Origin of the sequence: Lentzea sp. CA-135723 (genome assembly GCF_050936595.1) — a bacterium.
In the GTDB taxonomy this organism is placed as follows: Bacteria; Actinomycetota; Actinomycetes; order Mycobacteriales; family Pseudonocardiaceae; genus Lentzea.
Genome location: NZ_JBNJMK010000001.1, coordinates 7,033,741 through 7,050,638, shown reverse-complemented (window position 1 = coordinate 7,050,638; position 16,898 = coordinate 7,033,741). Strand labels below are relative to the sequence as shown.

Below are 16,898 nucleotides of genomic sequence, written 5' to 3'. Positions count from 1 at the left end.
GTCGTTCCTGCTCTCACTTCTTCGTTCTTGGGAAAGGGCTCGGGGGCTAGCTGGCGAGATTGCGGCGCAGTGCCGCCAACCGGCCGGCGATGCTTCCGTCGATGATCTCGTCGCCGATCTTGATCGAGAGGCCGCCGCCCAGCGAGGGGTCGACCTCCACGTGCAGCGCGATCGGGCGCGAGTAGATCGTGGTCAGCGTCGCGGTCAAGCGGTCGACCTGCTCGGCCGTCAGCTCCACAGCGGACTTCACGTGCGCGACGGAACGCTGACGGCGCTTGGCCGCCAGGTCGGCGAGCTCGGAGAGCCCGTCCGCCACGCGCATCCCGCGCGGGTTGCTGACCAGCTGGTCCACCAGGGTCTTGGTGACCGGGCTGACCTTCCCCTGGATCAGGGAGTCGACCAGGGCGACCTTGCCGGCGGTGTCACCGGCGGGGTCCGCCAGCAGCAGTTCGAGCTCGTGCGAGCCGGCAACGATGCGGCCGAGCCGGAACAGCTCGTCCTCGGTCGAGTCCAGCTGACCGTCGCGCTCCGCGCGCACCAGCAGCGTGGTGCGGGCGAGCGACTCGACACCGTCGACGAGCTCGCGCGGGCTGGACCAGCGCGCGGTCACGACGGCTGCCAGGATCTGCAGGGTCGCATCGCTCACCTTGCCCGCGAACAGGCCGCGAGCCAGCTGCTCGCGGCTGGCGGACTCGGACGAGGCGTCGGCGAGCGCGCCGCGCAGCGTCCGCTGCTCGATCAGCAGGCCGAGCACGGCGAAGAGCTCCTCGCCGAGCTTGGCGAGGTCGTCCGTCGACGTGGTGGCGTCGGCCAGCTCCAGCAGCCGCAGTTCCGCGGCTGCCAGAGCTTCACGACTTGCGGCATGCAACGTCATCGGCAGCCTCTACTTGCTCGCCGGCGCCGCGACGGCGTCCAGCTCGTTGAGGAAGCGGTCGACGGTGCCGCGGCGGCGGGAGTCGTCCTCGAGGGACTCGCCCACGACCTTGCTCGCCAGTTCGACGGCGGTGCGGCCGAGGTCGGCACGCAGCTCCGCGACGATCTGGGCGCGCTGAGCGTCCAGCTGGTGCTGGCCCTGCGCGACGATGCGCGCGGACTCGGCCTGCGCCTGCTCACGCAGCTCCTCGACGATCTGCAGGCCTTCGGCCCGAGCGTCGTCGCGGATGCGCGCGGCCTCGGCACGAGCCTCGGCCAGCTGCTCCTTGTACTGCTCAAGAGTGCGCTGAGCTTCGGCCTGAGCCTGCTCGGCCTTCTCGATGCCACCCTCGATCTTGGCCGTCCGCTCCTCGTACAACGCCTCGAAGCGCGGTGACACGAACTTCTTGATGACGAAGAGGAGGAGCAGGAACGCGACGAGACCGAGGATGATCTCCGAGGTGTGCGGAATGACCGGGTTGACCGGACCCTCCGCTGCCAGGATGAGGGTGTCCATCACGGTTTCTCCTAACGCGATCTGGATTCGGTCAGGCAGTCGCGATGAAGTACACGACGAAGCCGATCAGCGCGAGGACCTCGACGATGGCGAAGGTGGTCCACGCGAGACCGAGCAGAACGCCGCGGGCCTCGGGCTGGCGGGCGGTACCGCTGATGACCGAGGAGAAGATCAGACCCACGCCGATGCCGGGGCCGATGGCCGCGAGACCGTAACCGATGGCCGCGAGACCCGGGTTGATGGAGCCGGCGTCCTGGGCAATCTGGAGAGCGCTCACTGTTGCTGTTCCCTTTCCAACTCGGTCCGCGAGTGTTCGCGGATCGGAGGCTTTGTGCTGTTACTCAGTGCTCTTCTGCCAGCGCCATGCCGATGTAGCTGGCAGACAACAGCGCGAAGATGTAGGCCTGCAGGCACATGATCAGTGCCTCCAGGAAGGTCAGCGCGATGGCGAAGGCGAAGGACACCGGCGCCACGATGACGGTGATCCCGCCGTTGAGCAGCAGGAACTCACCGGCCAGGGTGAAGACCAGCAGCAGGAGGTGACCCGCGAACATGGCAGCGAAAACTCGGATCGCCAGCGTGAGCGGGTTCAGGATGAACTTCTGGAAGAACTCGATCGGAATCAGCAGCGGGAGCACGAACCACGGTGCGCCCGGCGGAACCGTCTGGTGCTTCAAGTAGCCCATGAAGCCGTGCCGCTTGAACCCGACGAAGTGGTACACCGGGTAAACGACGAGCAACGAAACGGCCAGCGGGAAGCCGATGTGCGACATCGTCGGGAACTGGATGATCGGGATGAGCCCGAACAGGTTGTTCACCAGGACGAAGGTGAAGATCGTGAGGATCAGCGGGATGAAGGGCTTGAAGTCCTTCGCGCCGATCTGCTCCCTGGCGATGTTGTTGCGCCCGAAGTCGTAAACCGACTCGGCGGCGAACTGGAACTTGCCGGGGATGAGCTTCAGGTTGCGCGTAGCGGCGATGAAGAACACGCCGATGATCACGATCGACAGCACCAGCAGGACCATCGGCTTCGTGACCGAGCCGAAGATCGGCGGGAGGAAGAAGTCCTTCACACCGGGAGCGACGAACTCACTCCCCGAAGCCAGCAACTTGGTCACTGTGTTCCTTCCGGTTCTCCCGGCCGGCGTTCACTCCGCCGGGGGAATCGTCACGATCTGGACTTAACGTACCTTACGGTTCGCAAGCGACTACCAGAGGCACCCCTTCTATCGGGTGTCCCTGGTCACGCGGACCATATCAGCAGGTCTAGGCGCCTTCGGAGGCGGGGACCACCATCTGGCTACGGCTCCGCTTGGAGGCTCTGGCCTCCAGGAACGACGTCACGAGCACCGTCGCCACCAGGGTGATTCCCAGCGCCTTGGGCTCGAGCCACGACTGGTTCCGCAGCAAGATCACCGCGAGCAGCAGCACGATCAGCTTGCCCATGAATCCGCCGAGTGCGGCCACCATCACGAACATCGGATCGAGGCCCGCCGTCTTGCGCATCAACAACAGCGTGAGAAGGCTCGAACCGATGGCGATCGCACCACCGATCAATGACCCGAAGAGACCAGCGGTCCCCCAGATCACAGTTGACACGACGACGCCGAGGACAAACGTGCCGAGCGCGGCCCACGCGGCCTCGCGGAACATTTCCCCGGCGAGTCGCTGGACGGTCAGCTCGTGCGTGACGGCCTTGTCCGCGTCGCTCATGTCCCGAAGTGTAGGAACTCCCATATGAGACCTCGCGGGCAGCCCCTGATTAACGCTGGTTAAGCGGACCCAAACAAGATGGCGCACCAATTTCCCGGCCGCCCAGGATCTGCTCGTTGAGCTCCGCCAACCGCCGTCCTGGCCGAACTCCCAGTTCGTCGGCGAACATCCGGTGAACAACTCGGTAGATCGCCAGGGCGTCCGCGGAACGCCCTCCTCGGTGCAACGCCAGCATGAGGAACTCCGCGAACCGCTCGCGGAACGGGTGCTTCCGGTTCAGCGCGCGCAGTTCGGGGACCAGCTCGCGGTGTGCGCCGAGCACGATCTCCAGCTCGATCCTGCGCTCGACGGCGACGACTCGTTCCTCCTCCAACCGGTCGGCCTCGAACCGCATCGCCTCGGACGTCACGTCGGCGAGCGCCGAGCCGCGCCACAACGACAACGCCTCGCGCAGGTGGCCGAGTTCGGTCCGGGTGTCGGGGTCTTGGCGCGCTGCCAGGCCGCGGAACCTGTGCAGGTCGACCTGGTCCGCGTCCACGTCGATGCGGTAGCCCGTGCTGCTGCGCACCACTGACGAGCCGTGTGCGCCGAGCGCCTGTTTCAGACGCACGACGTAGACCTGGAGCGTGGAGTTCGCCCGCGTGGGCGGCTCGTCCCAGACCTGGTGGACAAGGTCGTGCTGCGACACCGGTCTTCCCGCGCGCAGCAGCAGCGCGGCGAGCAGGCAGCGCAGCCTGGCCCCTTTGAGCACCACGGCGCCGTCGTTGATCGAGAGTTCGCCGAGCACACCGAACTTGCAGCTCTCCATGGTTGTCATTCCCCCCAGGCAGCCCAACCAGGAAGGACGCTACTCCGAACGCCTACACCTCATGTAGGTGAATTGGCGCAACGCATCGTTAGCGTCGATCCCGTTGGCAACCACCTCTTGGGGGATCCGATGAGCAACGTTCGAACGGCCGCGATCGCACTGACCGCCACTGCGGCAGCACTTCTGACGGCGATGCCGGCGCACGCGGACGAGAGCGGCATCAGCAACGGCATCAGCATCGTGGCGACCGGCAAGGGCGGCTACGTGAGGAACGTGACCGCCGGAGTCAGCACGGTCAGCACCTACCTGTCGTTCCACGGCTACTTCAGGGTGTTCGGCCCGGACTACAGCTCCGTCTCCCCCACGCAGAAGTGGGCCGTGGGGATCATCTACAGCGCCGCGATCTACAAGGACTACGCCGACGGCCAGAAGCACTGCGTGGAGGGCTGGGAGAAGCAGGACGACGGGACGTTCGCACTGCTCGGGCGCCCCTGCGTGGAGAACCCGATCTGAGGTCTTGTCAGGACTTTCGGGCGTCCCGCAGCCTGGGAATCACCGAGACCACGAACGTCACGATGAGGCCGATGACGAAGCACGTGGCCACGATGATCGGGTCGAACAGTGTCAGGGCCACGGCACCGAACGCGAGGACGCCCGCCCACAAGTAGATGAGCAGCACGGCACGGCGTTGCGAGTGCCCGATCTCCAGCAACCGGTGGTGCAGGTGCATCTTGTCCGGGGAGAACGGGCTCTCGCCGCGTCGTGTGCGGCGGATGATGGCCATCAGCAGGTCGAGCAGCGGCACGAACAAGACTGCGGCGACGACGATCAGCGGCGAGAGCAGACCGAGCAGGTCGGCCGCGCTGCCGGTGGCCTGGTTGATCTTGCCGGACGCGCTGGTGGTGGCGGCGGCGAGCATGAGGCCGATGAGCATGGAGCCCGAGTCGCCCATGAAGATGCGCGCGGGGTTGAAGTTGTGCGGCAGGAAGCCCAGGCAGGCGCCCGCGAGCACGGCGGCGATCAGCGCCGGCGGGTAGGCCTCGACGGCGCCCTGGCGTTCGACGAGCAGGCCGATCGAGAACACGGCCGTCGCGGCGGCGGCGATGAGGCCGATGCCGGCGGCGAGCCCGTCGAGGCCGTCGACGAAGTTCATCGCGTTGATCATGGTGACCGCGAGCAGCACGGTCAGCAGCGCGCCCTGGTTCTGGTCGAGCGAGATGGTCGCGCCGCCGTCCCACGGCACCCACGCGATCATCCACTGCAGGCCGAACAGCACGAGGATGCCTGCGGCCGTGACCTGGCCGGCGAGCTTGGTGAGCGAGTCGAGCTCGAACCTGTCGTCGATCGCGCCCACGAGCACGATGACGCCGCCCGCGACGATGACGCCCCACGGGTCGTTGGAGAAGTCGAACGCCGCCCGCAGCACGGGCAACTGGTGTGCCACGAACATGCCGCACAGCACGCCGCCGTAGATGGCGACACCACCCATGCGCGGCATCGGTTGCACGTGCACGTCGCGTTGCCGCGGGTAGGCCACCGCGCCGAGCCGGAACGCCATGGCGCGCACCAGGCCCACGAGCAGGAACGTCACGACGGCAGCGATCAACGCGACGAGCAGGTACTCGCGCACGGGGAGGACGAACGAGGATGCGGGCCCCACGGGCCTACCAATCAATCGGGAATGTTCGGGGTGGCCGCCACGGTACCCGCGACGACCATGATCAATTCTGGCAGCCGCCCGCTACCGCGCGATCTCGACCTCGACGCCGAGCACCTCGTCGACCTGTGCCTTGGACACGGCGCCCTCGCGCAGGATCAGCGCGTCCGGCCCGGTGAGGTCGACGATGGTCGAGGCGATGTTCTCCCCGCTGAGGCCGCCGTCGAGGTACACGGGCACGGCGTCGCCGAGCTGGTCGCGTGCCTCCTGCGCGCTGGACGCGGGCGCGTGCCCCGTCCGGTTCGCGCTGGACACGGCCATCGGACCGACGTCGCGCAGCAGTTCGAGGGCCACCGGGTGCAACGGCATGCGCAGCATGACCGTGCCGCGCGTCTGCCCGAGGTCCCACGCCAGGCTCGGCGCGTGCGGCAGCACGATGCTCAACCCACCGGGCCAGAACGCCTCGATGAGAGCCCGCGCCTGCCGGGGCACGCTCAGCACCAGGCCGTCGATCGTGGTCCAGGACCCGACCAGCACGGGCACGGGCATGTCGGGCCCGCGCCCCTTGGCGTCGAGAAGACTCCGGACGGCTTCCGCGTCGAACGCGTCGCAGCCGATCCCGTAGACGGTGTCGGTGGGCAGGACGACGAGGCGTCCGCTCCGCACCGCACCAGCGGCGGCGGCGAGGCCAGCCGCGCGGTTGCCCGGTTCGCTGCAGTCGTAGACCGTGCTCACCTCGGTGAGCCTAGCCAGCCACCCCGACCGGGTGACGCAAGGCCCGTCCAAACCGCGCCGCCACTGCCCGACCTGTGCCTCGGTTCTCACTTTGCGCAGTTGGGGCCGGCGTGACCAGGCAAGGTTCAGACCCGAACGATGTAAGTAGTTCAACGCATCCACCAAACGGGCGCACAACTGTAAGGTCATGGGTCGACCACAGAGCGCAATGGGGGAGGTCGAGCTTCTGTGTCTGAAGAAGTGGTGACGAGCGGCAAGGTCAGAGGCTTGGCCTCGGGCTCGTGGGACGGCATCTTCGGCGGCGGCCTGAACGCGATCATGGACGCCGGGCGCGCGGTGGCGGTGGCCGTGGAGACACAGCAACTGTCGGTCGACCCCAACCTGGTCGACGCCATGATCAAGAAGTTGACCGAGATGAAGGACGCCATCGACGAGGTCTCGCAGAGGGGCGCCGACCTCAGCGCGGACACGAAACTCGGCGGCGGTTACGCAGAAGCGATCAGCCAGAACAACCGGACTTTCGGGCAGGCCGCCCAGCAGACGCTCATCGATCTCGGCAAGGCGATCGACTCGCTCAAGGTTCAGATCGAGAAGAGCCGCGCCTCCTACCAGAACGCCGACCGTGCGGGCGTCGACTCCATGAAGAAAATCGACGGGAAGTCATGAAGCGCATCCTCATCGCCACAACGATCGGCCTCGCTGCCCTCACCGCAGGGTGCACCGGCACCACGGGCAACGCGAACCCGACGCCGACGAGCGGCGGTGCTACGCCGACCAGCGAGCCCGGCTCGACTTCGGGCCTTGCATCGGTCAAGCCGTGCGACCTGCTCACGGAGTCGGAGGTGACGAGCCTGGGGCTCTCCTATCCCGGCAAGGCCGCGCAGGTCGGCACCTCGGACGGTTGCGGCTGGAACGTGAGCGGCAACGGAGGTGTCCGCGCGGGCATCCGCACCAGTTCGGGCGTCAAAGACCTCAACCTCCAGGGCGAGAAGATCTCGCAGATCAAGGTCGGCAGGTTCGACGCGACGAAGGTCGAGGCCCAGGACAACGCCAAGCACCTCTGCACGATTGCGATCTCGGTCAGCGAGTCGTCGTCCGTAGTGGTGATCGGAAACCTGACGGTCACCTCGGAGGACACCGCCGCAGCCTGCGAACGCGCTACCAAGGCCGCTGATCTCATCGCACCGAAACTGCCGTAACGCCATCTGAGGGGATTGTCATGGCGCCCGTCACGCCCACCGTTCCGCACCCGAACGCGAACTACCCAGGCCAGCCGCACGAAGCGATGAAGAAGCTGGTCACCGACAAGTACAGCCCTGACGCGGCGAACCAGGTGATCGACGCCTGGGGTGAGATCGGCGGCCGCTTCAAGGAGCTGGCGACCGACTTCACCATCCTCGTCAACGGCTCGCAGTCGGCGTGGACCGGCAAGGCCGCCGAAGGGGTGCGGGCCGCGCTGGGCAAGGTGGGGAAGTTCGCGGACACCACGGGCGACGGGTTCGTGCGCACGTCCACGGCGATCGCACAGCAGCGGGACGCGGCGGTGCAGGCGAACAAGAGCATGCCCGAACCGGTGAAGTTCGACCCTCTGTCGATCGCCGGCGACTGGTTGACGAACAAGGGCGGGTTCGTCAGCCCGGTCATGATGGTGGGCGCGCCCATCGAGATGATCTCGACGTACAACAAGCAGCAGGGCGCCAAAGAAGAGGCCGTGCAGGTCATGCAGACGCGTGACAACACGATGATGTCGGCCGCGATGTCCATGCCCACCATGGACTCCCTGCCGCAGGTGACCCAGGACCAGGGCGTCACGCAGACCAGCAGTTCGACGAGCACGAGCAGCCTCAGCAGCACCAGCAACGGCTGGCGGCCACCCAGCAGCACCGGCATGCCCGGGATCCCGCAGTCGAACGTCGGCAACAACAACACGACCAACCCCGCGTGGGTCGCGCCGGGTCTCAAAGATCCGGGTCTCACCAACCCGAACAACCCCAACAACCCGCCCGGCGGAAACCGGCCTCCCGTCGGTCCGCCGATCGGACCGCCTGGAATGTTCCCTCCCGGCACGCGGCCGCCCGGCGGTGGCCAGACCGGCAGGCCCGGCGGTGGCGGTCCTGGCATGGGACGTGGTGGCCCCGGTGGTGGTGCTGGTGGGCGCGGCATGGGACCGGGTGGCATGGGGCCCGGCGGCATGGCCGGTGTTGGTGGTTCCGGGCGCGGCATGGGCAGCTTCGGGCCCGCTACGCCCGGCGGTAGCGCTGGTGTGGCGGGTGGCCTCGGCGCAACTGGCGGTGCAGCCGGTGCGGCGGGTCGCGGTGGTGCGGCCGGTGCCGGTGGGATGGGGGCCGGTGGCGCTGGGGGCGGCAAGGGGGGCGAGGAGGACAAGGAGCACAAGTCCAACTACCTCGTGCCCACTGACGAGTTCTTCGACGACGACCGCATGGTCGCGCCGCCGGTGATCGGCGGATGAGGCGGATCGCCCAGCTCTCGTTGCCCGCCTTCGAGGTGCTGTGGGAGGGGCTGCGGGTCGGGGGGATTCCCTATCCCTTCGACATCGGGCAGCACGGGGAGACGCTGGACGAGCGGGCTCAGGTCAAGGCCGGTGTGCACGCGGACCTGGAGCGCCGGAACCTGGCCAGGCGCGGGCGGCCCGAGCCTGATCTGGAGGACGCGCTGAACCTGTTGGCGCGGCCCGAGCTGAGGGTCATCGCCTTCGCGATTCCGGACATGAGTCAGGAACGGCTGGTGCGCGCGACCGTGGTGGCTCGGGGCGGGTACGCGGTGCTCGTGACGCAGGAGGACGCCGGCGTCACGCTGGACCTGGTGCAGGCCAACGAGATCGCCACGAGCATCGCCAACGCCATGCCGCCGGGACGGCCGGGGCCCGGCAAGCCGGTGACGGTGCCGGCTCAGGCGTTCGAAGCGCCGCAGCAGCAGGAAGGCTTCCGGCAGGCCGTCAGGTCTACCGAGAGCGAGGACGTCCGGCTCGCCAAGCAGATGCTGACCGGGCCGGCCCTGGGCAACGGGCACTTCCTCGTGCAGCTGAACCAAGGCCGGGCGAAGCGGGACTTCCCGCCTGTCACGTGGATCGACACCAAGGCGGGCCGGTACGCGAACGTGCCCGCCAAAGCCGGCTGGTTCACGATCGGACCCGCCGACAACATGGGACTGGCACGGCACCTCGGTCAGGTGCTGGCGATGACCAGCGAGCGGTAAGGCGCACACGCGGTCACGCGCGAGGCGGCGGATCCTCATAGCGCGTGACCGCGTGCCCTCCCCGCGGAGAACATACGTCCGTTCGGACTCAAGGCCCACAAACGGCGCGTTATTGGCCATGTTTTGGCCAGCCACACCCAACCGATCATCGGGCGCGTCCGACAAGCGTGTCGGTTGCCCTCTTTCGGCGCATTGACAATTTACTTTCAGACGACCTGCGCCCAATTCGGACCCAAAGCGACTATCGTCCCTGCAGCACAGTGAATTTGCCCGTTGTTCGTTGTCTCACCATGTCCCTGACCAGCACAAACACAGAGTGCTCGATTCAATGACAGAAAGTGGACAGGACAATGCCAACAGCTGCGACGACGAAGGGAAACGATTCTCCGAAGCTGCGCGACGACACGACCCGCTTCCTCTGCGGAGCCGCTCACCGCGACGAGGAGTTCGCGGACTCCGCCATTCGCGAGTACCTCGTCGAGTCCACTCGGTCGATTCCACGTTCACCCGGCGTCAACTCGGGCGCGGTGTTGCGGGAGGCGGTGGCGGCGCGGACGCGGCGCAAGGTGCGCGACAGCGTGTTGCTGGTGCTGGCGGTGGTGGTGCTGTTCACCGCGAGCGGGATGCTGCTCGGCGGCTGGCTGCTGGTCGCCTCGGTCGTGGCGCTCGGGACGGGAGCGCGGCTGGCGCTTCCGCGGCAGCAGCAGCAACGGCCAAGAACGCCGCGCGTGCCGGTCGTGCTGGGCTCGATCGCCAGCGTGATCGCGCTCTTCTTCGTGCTGTACAAGCTCATGGAAGAGATCGACGCCGCCGACGTCTACTGCAGTCCCAGGTACAGGAACTGCGTGGAGGAGAGCAACGACGCCGGGCTCGTGATCTCGATCTTCGCGATCGTGCTGCTCTTCGCGGTGCTGCTGACGGACCGGGTGGTGACGTGGCTGCTGATCACGAAGAGCTTCCGCCGCCAGGGGTTCCGCACCAGCAAGCCGGAAGAGGAGCTGTGGCGAAACGAGTGGACGTTCCGGTCTCTTGGGCACTCCAGCTACGCCGAAGCGCTCGCGCTCTACCCCACCGAGGAGGACGGCGAACCTGACCCCGGCGAGGCCGAGGTGATCGTCTACCACGGTTACCGGCCGTTCGTCGGCTCCGGCGTGATGTTCGAACCGTGGTCCATGGCGCTTCCCCTCAAGCCCGCCGAGAACGACAAGTACGCGCCGTTACCGGGCTTCGCCCTCCCCGAGCTCTACGACCGCATCACGAGCGAGCTCGTCAAGACGGGCCGGTCGGCGTCACTGTCACCGGGACATCGGTTGCGAGGCCTCAAGACCGGCGACCGCGTCGTCATCTCGTCGGTCGAGCTGATCGACCACATCGACGACGCCGAGGCGCGGATCGTGCTGCCGGACAAGGACCACTCCCCCGAACACGGCGTCAGCCAGTCCGTTGTGGACGAACTGATCGCCAGGCCGATGGAGTGGATGCGCTACTTCCGGTCGTTCCAGGTCGAGACGTGGGACCGCGACGTCGTCGTCTCCGCCTACCTCACGTTCGGGCTCGACGACGAGATGCTCTACGTCGAGTGGACGCCGTGCATCCTGCACCCCATCCACGCCCACCACCGGCAGATCGACGTGCTGCCGGAGCAGTCGATTCGCCCGTTCCTCGAGGCGGTCGTCGACCTGCTGAAGTTTCCGACGTCGCTGCCCAAGCGGTTCGCGACGGCCGTCGGCTGGATGAACCCCATCCACCAGGCGGAAGGCACGTTCGTCGCGGAACGCTACGGCGCCAGCAACAGCCTGCGCGAGCTCGCGAGCAGGAGCCAGGTCGACAACTACTTCCAGCTCACCGACGTCGAGCGCTACATCAAGGTCCTGGAGTCACGGCTGCTGCGCACGCTGGGCGAGTTCCTGGAGAGCAAAGGCATCTCCGTCACCGAGTTCATGGAACAGGCCATGCAGGTGACGAGCAACAACGTCCACATCACCGGCCCGGTGATCTCCAGCAACATCGGCACGACCGGCAAGGCCCGCACCGGCAGCGCGAACGTCAGCAAGGGAACCCCATGAACGAACGGAACTTCGAGATCACCGGCCCGGTGATCGGGAGCAACGTCGGCACCAGCGGACGTGCCAGAACCGGCGACGTCCACATCGGACACATCAAGGACGTGAGCGCCGTGCTGCGGCTGCTCGACGAGCTGCGCGAGGACCTGAACGAGGCCCAGGCGCCCACGTCCACCATCGAGGTCGTGGACGACCTGCGCGCGGAGGCCCGCAAACCCAAGCCCAGCAGGGACGTCGCGGACCACCTGATGGACAAGCTGTCCGATCGCGGCCTCGGCGAGCAGGTGCGGGACCTCTCGAAGGCCTTCGACGCCCTGTTCTAGAAACCCTGTTCTAGGAGACCCTGCGGGCGGTCGCGAACCGGGGCCGCCCCGCCAGGTCGAGGTGGTCGGCCACGTCCGTGAGCGACCGGCGCGCGCTCAGCAGCGCCGGCACGGACTCCCCCTGCGTGTCGTCGTGCTCGATGCCGACGAACCCGCCCGGCTTGAGCCAGCGTGCGGCCGCCCACACGACGTGCCTGATCACGTCCAGCCCGTCCGCCCCGGAGAACACCGCGTGGTGCGGGTCGTGCTCGCCCACCTCGGGCTGCACGAACGTTCCCTCCGGCACGTAGGGCGGGTTGCAGACGACGAGGTCGACCAGACCGTCCAGATCGGACAGCAGCGACGGGTCGGTGGCGTCACCGGAGTGCAGCCGGATCGGCGTGTCCCCCGCGGCCACCCGCGCGTCGGCGTTGCGGCGCGTCCACGCAAGCGCTTGCGGGTCGATCTCCACCGCGTGCACCACCGCATCCGGGCGGGCAGCGGCGATCGACAACGCCAGCGCGCCCGTGCCCGCGCAGAGGTCCACGACGACCGGGGAAGCCACTCCGACCAGGGCTTTCAGGCCCCACTCCATCAGCAGCTCGGTCTCCGGCCGCGGCACGAACACCCCTGGGCCGACCTCGACGGAGATCATCCCCATCGGCGCCCAGCCGAGGATGTGCTGCAACGGGATGCGCGAGGCGCGCACCCGCACGAGCTTGTGCAGCTGGTCGATCACCGACGGATCGACCAGCGGGATGAGCGGCAACCGCCCGCGCTCGACTCCGAGCACGTGCGCGGCCAGGTACTCCGCGTCGACGCGCGGACTGTCCACACCCGCCTCGGCGAGGATCTTGGCGGCCTCGGAGATCGCGAGGCGGAGCGGTTGCCGGTTCATCATCGTGGAGAAAGCTATCTCAGAAGTTGATCATGTGCCCGGCCAGGCCGTGCACCGCTTCCTTGACGGCCTCGGACAGCGTCGGGTGCGCGTGCACGTTGCGCGCGACCTCGTGGACGGTGAGGTCCCACTGCTGCGCCAGCGTGAGCTCGGGCAGCAGTTCGGTCGCCTCGGGGCCGATGATGTGGCCGCCGAGCAGCTCGCCGTGCGTCTTGTCGCTGATCAGCTTCACGAAGCCACCGGGGTCGGCCAGGCCGTGCGCCTTGCCGTTCGCGGTGAACGGGAACTTCGCGACCTGGACGTCGTAGCCCTTCTCGCGGGCCTGCTTCTCGGTGTAGCCGAACGAGGCGATCTGCGGCTGGCAGAACGTCGCGCGCGGGATCATCACGTAGTCGAGCTCCATCGTCTCGGCGCCCGCGATGGTCTCCGAGGCGATGACGCCCATGGACTCGGCGGTGTGCGCGAGCATGAGCTTCGCGGTGACGTCGCCGATCGCGAAGATGTGCGGGACCGACGTGCGGCCTCGGCCGTCGATGTCGATCGCGCCGCGGTCGGTCAGCTTCACGCCGGTGTTCTCCAGGCCGTAGCCCTCGACGCGCGGCACGAAACCGATGGCCTGCATGACCTTGTCGGCCTCGAGGACCTCTTCCGCGCCGTTCTTCGAGACCGTGACGCGGACCTTCGGGCCCGACTCGTCGATCGACTCGACGCGGGTGCCGATCCGGACGTCGACGCCCAGCTTCTTGTAGCGCTTGAGCAGCTCGGCGGAGACCTCTTCGTCCTCCAGCGGCACCATGCGGTCGAGGAACTCGACGATGGTGACCTTCACGCCGTAGTTGTGCATGACGTAGGCGAACTCGACGCCGATGGCGCCCGCGCCGGCGATGATGATCGACTCGGGCAGGTCCTCGGTCATGATCTGCTCTTCGTAGGTCACGACGCGGTCGGACTTCTGCGTGTTCGGCAGCATCCGGGTCGTGGCGCCCACGGCGATGATCGCGTGGCCGAAGGTGATGGTCTCGTCCCCGACGGTCAGCGTGTGGTCGTCGGTGAAGTTGGCCCACCCGTTGTACTCGGTGATGCCGTTCTTCTTCATCAGGAAGTGCACGCCCTTGACGCGCCCGTCCGCGACCTTGCGGCTGCGCTGCCAGGCAGCGCTGTAGTCGAAGCTGACGGTGCCGTCGACCTTGATGCCGAACGTCTTCTGCTCGTGCGTGAAGATGTGCGCCAGCTCGGCGTTGCGCAGCAGCGCCTTCGAGGGGATGCAGCCGACGTTCAGGCAGACACCGCCCCAGTACTTCTCCTCGACGATGGCGGTCTTCAGCCCGAGCTGAGCCGCACGGATCGCGGCGACGTACCCGCCGGGACCCGCACCCACGACGACGACATCAAAGTGTGCGCTCATAAGCACACAACCTAGCTCCCGAGCTGCTCCCGCAAGAACTCAACCGTCCGTTTCCAAGCGTTCTGCCGGGCGTGCGCGGTCGCGGCGGGAACACCACCACCCGAGAAGGTGACACCGGGCCCCGGATAGGTCACGTCCGTGGCCGGCCGGTGCGGCGGGCCCGCGATCAGGTGTCCTGCCTCGGGATACACGACGTGCTCGTGCGGGAACGGGTGCTCGTGGTCCTTGAGCCGGCGCATCGCGACGTCGCTGAGTTCGGTGCTCGGCCAGCCGTGATCGTGCCCGGAGGAGATGAGCAACACACCGCCGTTGATGCGCTCGACGGGGATCTCGGTGTCCTCGGGGATGCCGTCCTCGGTGCTGAAGGCGAGCTTCAACGGCACCGGTTCGTCGTTGACGATCTTCCTGCGGAGCTCGTCGCCGATGTCGTAGGGCAGGTACGGGAGCGGCTGGCCCTTGAGGGTCCAGGAGGCGGCTTCGTGCGAGAGCTTCTGCAGCAGGTTGGCTCCCGGGCCGATGCCCTGGGTGACGACGCCGCTGCCGACGACGCTGACCACTGCTTTGACCTGCGGGAACGTGGCCGCGATCAGCAGTGCCAGCTCGCCGCCCCGCGATCCGCCCGTGACACCGATGGCGCCGGCGCGTTCCTCCAGGTAGGCGATGGCCTTGCCGAAGTACTCGAGCGGGACGTCGGTGAGGTGCTCGGGCAGGCCCTTGAGGCCGAAGTAGCCGAGGGCGAACGTGACGAAGCCGTGCGCGGCCAGGAGAGCGGCGTCGGTCTCGTGCAGACCGCCCTCGGAGCCTCCGAGCACGATCACGCCGGGGAGCTCGCCTCCGTCGTCCTCAGGGGCGAACAGGGTGCCCACGAGTCCGTTCTCGCGGACCTCCAGGCGTTCGACTCCCTCCGGAGTGGAGTGGCGCTCCAGAACTCGGTCGCCGACGCCTTCGACCGAGAGGACGGTCTCGCTCGGCTTGCCGCCCGTGCGTTCAAGGGACCAGAACAGGCCCATCGGGTCCACGCCCGTGTAGCTGCCGTCTCGTGGTGCGTGCCGTGTGAGGTCCACAACACCACGGTCGTCCGCCTCGAACACGGCGTGAGAAGCGCGCTCGCCCGTGGAGAGCTGCACGGTGATCTCTTGGCCGGGTTTGAGGCCTGCGACGACCACTTCGACCTCTTGGTCGAGGGGCGCTGACTGCGGATTCACCAGGATCTCGGCCACAACGCGCCCCTTCTCACGTCGGATTACCCGCCTGCGAGCCGTTCCGCCCTGTCTGCGGCGGCGAGTGCGTCCACCACCGCGTCCAGGTCTCCGTCGAGGACCTGGTCAAGGTTATGCGCTTTGTACCCAACCCGGTGGTCGGAGATGCGTGATTCGGGGAAGTTGTAGGTCCTCACCCGTTCACTGCGGTCAACGGTGCGGATCTGGGTGCGCCGGGCGTCCGACTGCTCCTGCGCCTTCTGCTCCTCGGCGAGGGCGATCAGGCGCGATTGGAGGACCTGCATGGCGCGGGCCTTGTTCTGGAGCTGGCTGCGCTCGTTCTGACACGACGTGACGATGCCGGTCGGCAGGTGCGTGATGCGGACCGCGGAGTCCGTGGTGTTGACCGACTGACCGCCCTTGCCGCTCGACCGGTAGACGTCGATGCGGAGGTCCTTCTCGTCGATCTCGATCGCGGTGGTCTCCTCGGTCTCCGGGAAGACGAGGACGCCGGCCGCCGACGTGTGGATGCGGCCCTGGCTCTCGGTGACGGGCACGCGTTGCACCCGGTGCACGCCGCCCTCCCACTTGAGCCGGCTCCACACCCCGTCGGGCGTGGCCGACTTGGTCTTGATGGCGACGGTGACGTCCTTGAAGCCGCCGAGGTCGGAGTCGGTGCCGTCGAGCATCTCGACCTTCCAGCCCTGCCGCTCCGCATACCGCGTGTACATACGCAGTAGGTCCCCGGCGAACAGCGCGGACTCCTCGCCACCTTCGCCGGACTTGATCTCCAGCAGCACGTCGTCCCCGTCGTGGGGGTCCCGCGGCAGCAACAGCTCGGTGAGGCGCTCCTCCAGCCTGGGGAGCTGCTCCTCGATGTCGTCGACCTCGCTCTGGAACGACCGGTCCTCGGCCGCGAGCTCTTTGGCCGCCTCGAGGTCGTTGCGGGCCTGCTCGATCTCCCTGGCCGTCTTCACGATCGGCCCGAGCGCGGCGTACCGCTTGCCGAGCTTGCGCGCACCCGCCTGGTCAGCGTGCACGGAGGGGTCCGCGAGCTTCTTCTCCAGCTCGTCGTACTCGGCGAGCAAGCTGTCCAGCGACTGCGACACTTCTCCTGCTTTCGTTCGGGGCCTTCGTCCGTGGGTTTTCCCAAGAGACGGCGACGGCGCCCGCCCCGGCCGTGATGGCCGAGGTCAGGCGCCGTGAAAGCAGCTACTTGTTGCGCTTGCCGTAACGCGCCTCGAAGCGCGCCACGCGACCGCCGGTGTCCAGGATGCGCTGCTTGCCCGTGTAGAACGGGTGGCAGTTCGAGCACATCTCGACGCGGACCTCGGACGCCGAAGTGGTGCTGCGCGTCGTGAAGCTGTTGCCGCAGCTGCACGTCACTTCGGTGGCGGTGTACTCGGGGTGGATTCCACTCTTCAAGATCTTGTCCCTTTCAAGGATGGCCGCCGGGTCCCTGTTGGTGAACGG

General features: G+C 67.5%; 20 protein-coding genes. 7 read left to right on the top strand and 13 right to left on the bottom strand.

Annotated features, from left to right (window positions below):
- Positions 1-46: 46 nt before the first annotated feature.
- The 6 genes from ACQEU1_RS33015 to ACQEU1_RS32990 all read right to left on the bottom strand — a co-directional run bounded on the left by ACQEU1_RS33015 (position 47) and on the right by ACQEU1_RS32990 (position 3,959).
- Positions 47-880, bottom strand: coding sequence for a F0F1 ATP synthase subunit delta (locus tag ACQEU1_RS33015; protein ID WP_433211921.1), 834 nt, complete (start codon positions 878-880; stop codon positions 47-49).
- 3 nt (positions 881-883) lie between these two features.
- Complete coding sequence (locus ACQEU1_RS33010; protein ID WP_285646518.1) at positions 884-1,429, bottom strand: F0F1 ATP synthase subunit B; 546 nt, start codon at positions 1,427-1,429, stop codon at positions 884-886.
- A 31-nt stretch (positions 1,430-1,460) separates the two neighbouring features.
- On the bottom strand, positions 1,461-1,706 hold the full coding sequence (locus ACQEU1_RS33005; protein ID WP_089921586.1) for an ATP F0F1 synthase subunit C: 246 nt from the start codon (positions 1,704-1,706) through the stop codon (positions 1,461-1,463).
- Positions 1,707-1,770: 64 nt separating this feature from the next.
- Complete coding sequence (gene atpB / locus ACQEU1_RS33000) at positions 1,771-2,547, bottom strand: F0F1 ATP synthase subunit A (protein WP_433210144.1); 777 nt, start codon at positions 2,545-2,547, stop codon at positions 1,771-1,773.
- A 148-nt stretch (positions 2,548-2,695) separates the two neighbouring features.
- Positions 2,696-3,142: a hypothetical protein gene (locus ACQEU1_RS32995; protein ID WP_433210142.1), complete on the bottom strand. Its 447-nt coding sequence runs from the start codon at positions 3,140-3,142 to the stop codon at positions 2,696-2,698.
- Positions 3,143-3,191: 49 nt separating this feature from the next.
- The gene (locus tag ACQEU1_RS32990; protein ID WP_433210140.1) at positions 3,192-3,959 is read right to left on the bottom strand and encodes an AfsR/SARP family transcriptional regulator; all 768 of its coding nucleotides are present in this window, start codon (positions 3,957-3,959) and stop codon (positions 3,192-3,194) included.
- A gap of 120 nt (positions 3,960-4,079) precedes the next feature.
- On the opposite strand from ACQEU1_RS32990, the gene ACQEU1_RS32985 reads away from it, so the two are divergent.
- Positions 4,080-4,463 (top strand): hypothetical protein, encoded by a 384-nt coding sequence (locus ACQEU1_RS32985; protein ID WP_433210138.1) that lies wholly within the window; start codon positions 4,080-4,082, stop codon positions 4,461-4,463.
- A 7-nt stretch (positions 4,464-4,470) separates the two neighbouring features.
- On the opposite strand, the gene ACQEU1_RS32980 is transcribed toward ACQEU1_RS32985, so the two are convergent.
- On the bottom strand, positions 4,471-5,610 hold the full coding sequence (locus ACQEU1_RS32980; RefSeq protein ID WP_394615940.1) for a glycosyltransferase family 4 protein: 1,140 nt from the start codon (positions 5,608-5,610) through the stop codon (positions 4,471-4,473).
- An 81-nt stretch (positions 5,611-5,691) separates the two neighbouring features.
- Positions 5,692-6,342, bottom strand: coding sequence for an L-threonylcarbamoyladenylate synthase (locus ACQEU1_RS32975; RefSeq protein ID WP_382445033.1), 651 nt, complete (start codon positions 6,340-6,342; stop codon positions 5,692-5,694).
- Between the two features lie 243 nt (positions 6,343-6,585).
- Here ACQEU1_RS32975 and ACQEU1_RS32970 point away from each other — a divergent pair, with 243 nt between their 5' ends.
- From ACQEU1_RS32970 to ACQEU1_RS32945, 6 genes are all read left to right on the top strand, one after another.
- Positions 6,586-7,008 (top strand): hypothetical protein, encoded by a 423-nt coding sequence (locus ACQEU1_RS32970; RefSeq protein WP_433210135.1) that lies wholly within the window; start codon positions 6,586-6,588, stop codon positions 7,006-7,008.
- Positions 7,005-7,541 (top strand): DUF3558 domain-containing protein, encoded by a 537-nt coding sequence (locus tag ACQEU1_RS32965; RefSeq protein ID WP_433210133.1) that lies wholly within the window; start codon positions 7,005-7,007, stop codon positions 7,539-7,541. The genes ACQEU1_RS32970 and ACQEU1_RS32965 overlap by 4 nt, the downstream gene beginning before the upstream one ends.
- Positions 7,542-7,561: 20 nt before the next feature.
- Positions 7,562-8,812, top strand: a complete 1,251-nt coding sequence (locus tag ACQEU1_RS32960) for a hypothetical protein (RefSeq protein WP_433210131.1) — start codon at positions 7,562-7,564, stop codon at positions 8,810-8,812.
- Entirely contained in the window at positions 8,809-9,558 is a 750-nt protein-coding gene (locus tag ACQEU1_RS32955; RefSeq protein ID WP_433210129.1) for an ESX secretion-associated protein EspG, read from the top strand. Before ACQEU1_RS32960 ends, ACQEU1_RS32955 begins: the two co-directional genes overlap by 4 nt.
- A gap of 350 nt (positions 9,559-9,908) precedes the next feature.
- The gene (locus ACQEU1_RS32950; RefSeq protein WP_433210127.1) at positions 9,909-11,624 is read left to right on the top strand and encodes a hypothetical protein; all 1,716 of its coding nucleotides are present in this window, start codon (positions 9,909-9,911) and stop codon (positions 11,622-11,624) included.
- Positions 11,621-11,944: a hypothetical protein gene (locus ACQEU1_RS32945; RefSeq protein WP_433210125.1), complete on the top strand. Its 324-nt coding sequence runs from the start codon at positions 11,621-11,623 to the stop codon at positions 11,942-11,944. The genes ACQEU1_RS32950 and ACQEU1_RS32945 overlap by 4 nt, the downstream gene beginning before the upstream one ends.
- 10 nt (positions 11,945-11,954) lie before the next feature.
- Here the strand turns inward: ACQEU1_RS32945 and prmC are convergent, their stop codons facing one another.
- The 5 genes from prmC to rpmE all read right to left on the bottom strand — a co-directional run bounded on the left by prmC (position 11,955) and on the right by rpmE (position 16,850).
- Positions 11,955-12,821, bottom strand: a complete 867-nt coding sequence (prmC, locus tag ACQEU1_RS32940) for a peptide chain release factor N(5)-glutamine methyltransferase (RefSeq protein WP_433211918.1) — start codon at positions 12,819-12,821, stop codon at positions 11,955-11,957.
- A 19-nt stretch (positions 12,822-12,840) separates the two neighbouring features.
- Entirely contained in the window at positions 12,841-14,226 is a 1,386-nt protein-coding gene (lpdA, locus tag ACQEU1_RS32935) for a dihydrolipoyl dehydrogenase (RefSeq protein WP_433210123.1), read from the bottom strand.
- An 11-nt stretch (positions 14,227-14,237) separates the two neighbouring features.
- Positions 14,238-15,446: an acyl-CoA thioester hydrolase/BAAT C-terminal domain-containing protein gene (locus tag ACQEU1_RS32930; RefSeq protein WP_433210121.1), complete on the bottom strand. Its 1,209-nt coding sequence runs from the start codon at positions 15,444-15,446 to the stop codon at positions 14,238-14,240.
- A gap of 23 nt (positions 15,447-15,469) precedes the next feature.
- Complete coding sequence (gene prfA, locus ACQEU1_RS32925) at positions 15,470-16,534, bottom strand: peptide chain release factor 1 (protein WP_433210119.1); 1,065 nt, start codon at positions 16,532-16,534, stop codon at positions 15,470-15,472.
- 103 nt (positions 16,535-16,637) lie between these two features.
- Positions 16,638-16,850: a 50S ribosomal protein L31 gene (gene rpmE / locus ACQEU1_RS32920; protein WP_090095185.1), complete on the bottom strand. Its 213-nt coding sequence runs from the start codon at positions 16,848-16,850 to the stop codon at positions 16,638-16,640.
- Positions 16,851-16,898 lie beyond the last annotated feature (48 nt).

Excerpts from the sequence above, each read along its gene's own strand:
- ACQEU1_RS32995 (WP_433210142.1), bottom strand. The coding sequence starts at position 3,142 with ATGAGCGACGCGGACAAGGCCGTCACGCACGAGCTGACCGTCCAGCGA.
- ACQEU1_RS32945 (WP_433210125.1), top strand. The coding sequence starts at position 11,621 with ATGAACGAACGGAACTTCGAGATCACCGGCCCGGTGATCGGGAGCAAC.
- ACQEU1_RS33010 (WP_285646518.1), bottom strand. The coding sequence starts at position 1,429 with ATGGACACCCTCATCCTGGCAGCGGAGGGTCCGGTCAACCCGGTCATT.
- ACQEU1_RS32985 (WP_433210138.1), top strand. The coding sequence starts at position 4,080 with ATGAGCAACGTTCGAACGGCCGCGATCGCACTGACCGCCACTGCGGCA.
- ACQEU1_RS32950 (WP_433210127.1), top strand. The coding sequence starts at position 9,909 with ATGCCAACAGCTGCGACGACGAAGGGAAACGATTCTCCGAAGCTGCGC.
- ACQEU1_RS32990 (WP_433210140.1), bottom strand. The coding sequence starts at position 3,959 with ATGACAACCATGGAGAGCTGCAAGTTCGGTGTGCTCGGCGAACTCTCG.
- ACQEU1_RS32960 (WP_433210131.1), top strand. The coding sequence starts at position 7,562 with ATGGCGCCCGTCACGCCCACCGTTCCGCACCCGAACGCGAACTACCCA.
- ACQEU1_RS32965 (WP_433210133.1), top strand. The coding sequence starts at position 7,005 with ATGAAGCGCATCCTCATCGCCACAACGATCGGCCTCGCTGCCCTCACC.
- lpdA (WP_433210123.1), bottom strand. The coding sequence starts at position 14,226 with ATGAGCGCACACTTTGATGTCGTCGTCGTGGGTGCGGGTCCCGGCGGG.
- prmC (WP_433211918.1), bottom strand. The coding sequence starts at position 12,821 with ATGAACCGGCAACCGCTCCGCCTCGCGATCTCCGAGGCCGCCAAGATC.
- ACQEU1_RS32955 (WP_433210129.1), top strand. The coding sequence starts at position 8,809 with ATGAGGCGGATCGCCCAGCTCTCGTTGCCCGCCTTCGAGGTGCTGTGG.